3 protein-coding genes and 1 pseudogene are annotated in these 4,395 nt (G+C 56.0%); 3 read left to right on the top strand and 1 reads right to left on the bottom strand.

The window, feature by feature from the left end; all coding sequences use genetic code 11:
• Positions 1-326, bottom strand: a pseudogene (gene purH, locus CW742_RS07850) (bifunctional phosphoribosylaminoimidazolecarboxamide formyltransferase/IMP cyclohydrolase); the annotation flags it as partial.
• Between the two features lie 294 nt (positions 327-620).
• Here purH and CW742_RS07845 point away from each other — a divergent pair.
• From CW742_RS07845 to dnaJ, 3 genes are read left to right on the top strand one after another with little or no spacing between them, the layout of a single operon-like run.
• Entirely contained in the window at positions 621-1,166 is a 546-nt protein-coding gene (locus tag CW742_RS07845) for a nucleotide exchange factor GrpE (RefSeq protein WP_292418800.1), read from the top strand.
• Positions 1,167-1,171: 5 nt separating this feature from the next.
• Positions 1,172-3,040, top strand: a complete 1,869-nt coding sequence (gene dnaK, locus CW742_RS07840; protein WP_292418797.1) for a molecular chaperone DnaK — start codon at positions 1,172-1,174, stop codon at positions 3,038-3,040.
• Between the two features lie 12 nt (positions 3,041-3,052).
• Positions 3,053-4,186 (top strand): molecular chaperone DnaJ, encoded by a 1,134-nt coding sequence (dnaJ, locus tag CW742_RS07835; protein WP_292418794.1) that lies wholly within the window; start codon positions 3,053-3,055, stop codon positions 4,184-4,186.
• The last annotated feature ends 209 nt before the right edge of the window (positions 4,187-4,395 follow it).

Below are 4,395 nucleotides of genomic sequence, written 5' to 3'. Positions count from 1 at the left end.
TCCTTTTCCGACATTGCCTCGAACGGATAGAGGTTGACAACAAGCAGGTCGATCCGGTTGATACCATGCTTTGCCATAACCGCATCATCGATCTGTCCCCTCCCAAGAAGTCCGCCATGGACCTTTGGGTGGAGGGTCTTGACCCTGCCGTCCATCATCTCCGGAAAGCCGGTATAACTGGAGACTTCCGTGAAGCGGATACCGGCAGCGGCAAGCGCTTTGCCGGTTCCCCCGGAACTCATGATATTGTATTTCTGCCCGGCAAGTTCCCGTGCCAGATCCACAATCCCGGTCTTATCCCAGACTGAAAGCAGTGCCCACTTCATGGTCATAACTATGGGCAGGAGGGGAGAAAAAAGGTGTGGAGGGGAACTTACTGTTCTATCCTATGGTTGTGCGGCTCACCGGCAGAATCTTGCCTTAGGGTATGTCAATACCGGCAATTCGGGCAATTTTTCCCTTTAATCTGATAATCCTGCTGCCTCCAATCATCATTTCACGCGAATTTCGAACCCAGTTCCTGAAACAGACCAATAATTGCAGGTTGCGTGACATCCACTTACTCAAAATTTATATAGAACCACAATGCAATAGATATTGGAACATCGAAGGGATGGACTATGAGCAATGCAGAGAACGGGCAGGAGCCCCCGGTACAGGACACCCCGGATATGACCGCACAGAATGCGGATATCCCGGCATCCGGAAGTGCGGACGCTGATGAGCAGAAGAAAGCGTACGCAGAACTGAATGACCGTTTCCTGCGTCTTGCAGCGGATTTTGAGAATTACAAAAAACGCAGCGAGCGGGACCGGGTCCAGACTATTGCCCTTGCAAACGAGAGGTTTGCCTGTGACATCCTCGAAGTTGCCGACAACATCGAACGGGCACTGAAATCAGACGATTCACACCTCCGCGAGGGAGTTGCCCGGATCCAGCAGCTCCTGTCTGCCCAGCTGCAGCGCCACGGGGTCTGTCCCATAGAGTCGCTCAACAAATCGTTCAACCCGGGGGAGCATGAGGCGATTGCCCATGTGCCCTCGGACGCCGGCACCGGAACCGTTATCGACGAAGTCAGCCGAGGGTACCGGATGCATGACAAAGTTATCAGGTATGCAAAAGTAGCAGTATCCAAAGGAAAAGAGAACAACCACAAGGAGGCGTAAAAACCATGGCAAATGAGAAGGTTCTGGGAATTGATCTGGGAACAACGTATTCGTGTATGTCGATCATGGAGGCGGGAAAACCCATTGTCATTCCTAACTCCGAAGGCGGGCGAACGACTGCTTCAGTTGTCGCGTTCACGAAAGATGGCGAACGTCTTGTCGGCAGCCTCGCCAAACGGCAGGCGGTGACCAACCCCCAGCGGACAATCCAGTCCATCAAGCGCAAGATGGGCACGAGCGAGAAGGTAACCATTGACGGCAAGGGATATACTCCCCAGGAGATTTCCGCCATGGTCCTGCAGAAACTCAAGATCGATGCAGAGGCCTACCTTGGCGAGAAGATCTCAAAAGCCGTCATTACTGTTCCCGCGTACTTCAATGATGCCCAGCGCCAGGCAACAAAGGATGCCGGCCAGATCGCGGGCCTTGAAGTGCTCCGTATCATCAACGAACCGACAGCAAGCGCTCTCGCGTATGGCATTGACAAAGAAGCCGATGCAACGATCCTCGTGTACGACCTTGGCGGTGGGACCTTCGACGTCTCGATTCTGACACTTGGCGACGGAGTTTTCGAGGTCAAGTCCACGGCAGGCAACAACCACCTGGGCGGAGACGACTTCGACAAGCTGGTCCAGGACTATCTTGTGGAGGAGTTCAAGAAAAAGGAAGGTATCGACCTCCGGAACGATCCCTATGCCATGCAGCGCCTGCGGGATGCATCGGAGAATGCCAAGATCGAACTCTCCCAGCGCCAGACCACCAACATTAACCTCCCCTATATCACCACTGACGCAAGCGGCCCCAAGTTCCTCAACATCGATCTCACACGGGCAAAACTCGAACAACTGATCAGCGACCTGGTCGAGTCCACTATGGGCCCGGTAAAGCAGGCGCTCTCCGATGCCAAGCTGGAGCCCAAAGACATCGACCATGTCCTGCTTGTCGGGGGCTCGACCCGCGTCCCGCTCGTGCAGGAGACGGTCAAGAAGCTCCTTGGCAAGGAACCCGACAAGGGAATCAATCCCGATGAATGTGTTGCGCTCGGTGCCGGGATCCAGGGGGCGGTCCTTACCGGTGAGGCAAAGGACATCGTCCTATTGGACGTCACCCCGCTCACGCTCGGTATTGAGACCCTGGGCGGCATTGCCACCAAGCTCATTGAGCGGAACACGACCATCCCGACACGGAAGAGCCAGATCTTCTCCACGGCAGCCGACGGCCAGACCAGTGTCGAGATTCATGTAGTGCAGGGCGAGCGTGCGCTTGCAAAGGACAACTTCACGCTCGGCCGGTTCCAGCTGACCGGCATCCCTCCGGCACCCCGCGGGATCCCGCAGATCGAGGTTACGTTCGACATTGATTCGAACGGTATCATCCATGTCTCGGCAAAGGACATGGGCACCGGCAACCAGCAGGCCATCTCCATCAAGGGTGACCGCAAGCTCTCCGAAGAGGACATCAAGAAGGCCATGGATGCGGCAAAACAGTTCGAGGCCGACGACAAGAAGAAACGCGAGGAGATCGAGCTCAGGAACCAGGCTGATACCGCGGTCTTCACTGCCGAGAAGATGTTGAAGGAGAGCGGCGACAAGCTCGAGACCGCGGACAAGACAAAAATCGAAGAGGGCATTGCTGAAGTCAGGAAGGTCCTGCCCGGTGAAGATCTTGAGGCCATCAAGAAGGCAATGGAGTCGCTGACCGAGGCTGTCTATGCTGCAACCACCAAGATCTACCAGAAGATGCAGGCCGAACAGCAGGCAGCTGCCCAGCAGCAGGCCGGCGGAGCAGCAGGCGGGGCCGGCCAGGCTTCCGGGCAGGAGCCCAAAAACGATGACAACGTGGTCAACGCAGATTATAAAGTAAAAGACGAGTGAAGTGATCCATAAATGAGTGCGGGCGACTACTACGACACCTTAGGTGTCCCGCGGAATGCTGACGAGAAGGAGATCAAGAAAGCCTACCGCAACCTTGCCCGCAAATACCACCCCGATGTCTGCAAGGAGCCTGGCGCAGAGGAGAAGTTCAAGAAGATCAACGAGGCCTACAGTGTCCTTTCCGATAACCAGAAAAAGGCCCAGTACGACAACATGGGTCACGAGACCTTCACCAATGCGTCGAAAGGCTCCTACACCGGTGGAGGGGGCGGTTTTGGGAACGGCGGGTTCTACTCAGATTTCTCCGGCTTTGGGGATATCTTCGATTTCTTTGGCGGGGGCGGTCAGCGGAGGTCCGGGCCGCAGCCCGGTGCCGATCTCCTGATGGGGATCCAGATCCGGCTTGAGGACGCTGTTGCCGGCATGGACCGGGAGATTGAGGTGATGCACTCAGAGCCGTGTGCTGCCTGCAGCGGTTCCGGAAGCGAGACAAAACGGCTGAACGTCTGCCCGCGCTGCGGCGGGAGCGGCCAGATGCGGCAGGCAACCAACTCCCCGTTTGGTCAGTTTGTCCGGATGTCAACCTGTACCCAGTGCGGGGGCCGGGGAAAGATCCCGGAGAAGACCTGTCACGAATGTCATGGATCCGGTCATAACCGGGTCAAGCGAAAAGTTTCCGTCCACATCCCGGCCGGTATTGACAGCGGTATGCGGCTCCGCATGGAGGGGTACGGCGAAGCCGGGGATTACGGGGCACCAAACGGCGACCTGTTCCTTGAAGTTTATGTCATGCCTCACGAACGCTTTGTCCGTTCGGGAGACAATCTTGAGACCGTCATTGAAGTCTCACCTGCTCAGGCAGTCCTTGGGACGGATGTTGAGATCGAGACCATCGACAAACGCCACATTGATCTCAAAATCCCTGCCGGCGTACAGTACAACACAGCCCTGAAAATTGCTGGCGAAGGTGTAAAAAGACGCGGAAAACCAGGCGACCTCCTTGTCCGGGTGAAGATCGTCATCCCGAAATCAGTCAGCAGCGAGCAGAAAGAACTGTACCAGAAGATCATCGAGCTGGAAGGAAAGGGTGGCGGAGTCGGCGGCTTTTTCTCCGGTATCATGGGGAAGAAGAAGGGGAAGAAATAATCCCCGATCTTCATCTTACATTCTTTTCTTGCGCACCTATTTGAGCGCCCGGGTGCCATCTGATCAGGATGAAGCTGCTCTTTGAGCTCTCGGGAGAGAACGCAACACTGCCGTTTGCTGCGATCGAATGCTTTGGCACGTTCACCGGCAAGATGCTCCCGTTGGCAGTTGCCGAGTGCCCGGATCCTGCTTCTTCTCTTCGCCTGGCC

Origin of the sequence: Methanoregula sp., from assembly GCF_002835825.1 — an archaeon.
GTDB lineage: Archaea > Halobacteriota > Methanomicrobia > Methanomicrobiales > Methanospirillaceae > Methanoregula.
Note: the sequence above shows the minus strand (reverse complement) of the source record. Positions and strands in the feature narration are given on the sequence as shown.

Coding starts and splice junctions, on each gene's coding strand:
- CW742_RS07845 (WP_292418800.1), top strand. CDS start 621: ATGAGCAATGCAGAGAACGGGCAGGAGCCCCCGGTACAGGACACCCCG.
- dnaK (WP_292418797.1), top strand. CDS start 1,172: ATGGCAAATGAGAAGGTTCTGGGAATTGATCTGGGAACAACGTATTCG.
- dnaJ (WP_292418794.1), top strand. CDS start 3,053: ATGAGTGCGGGCGACTACTACGACACCTTAGGTGTCCCGCGGAATGCT.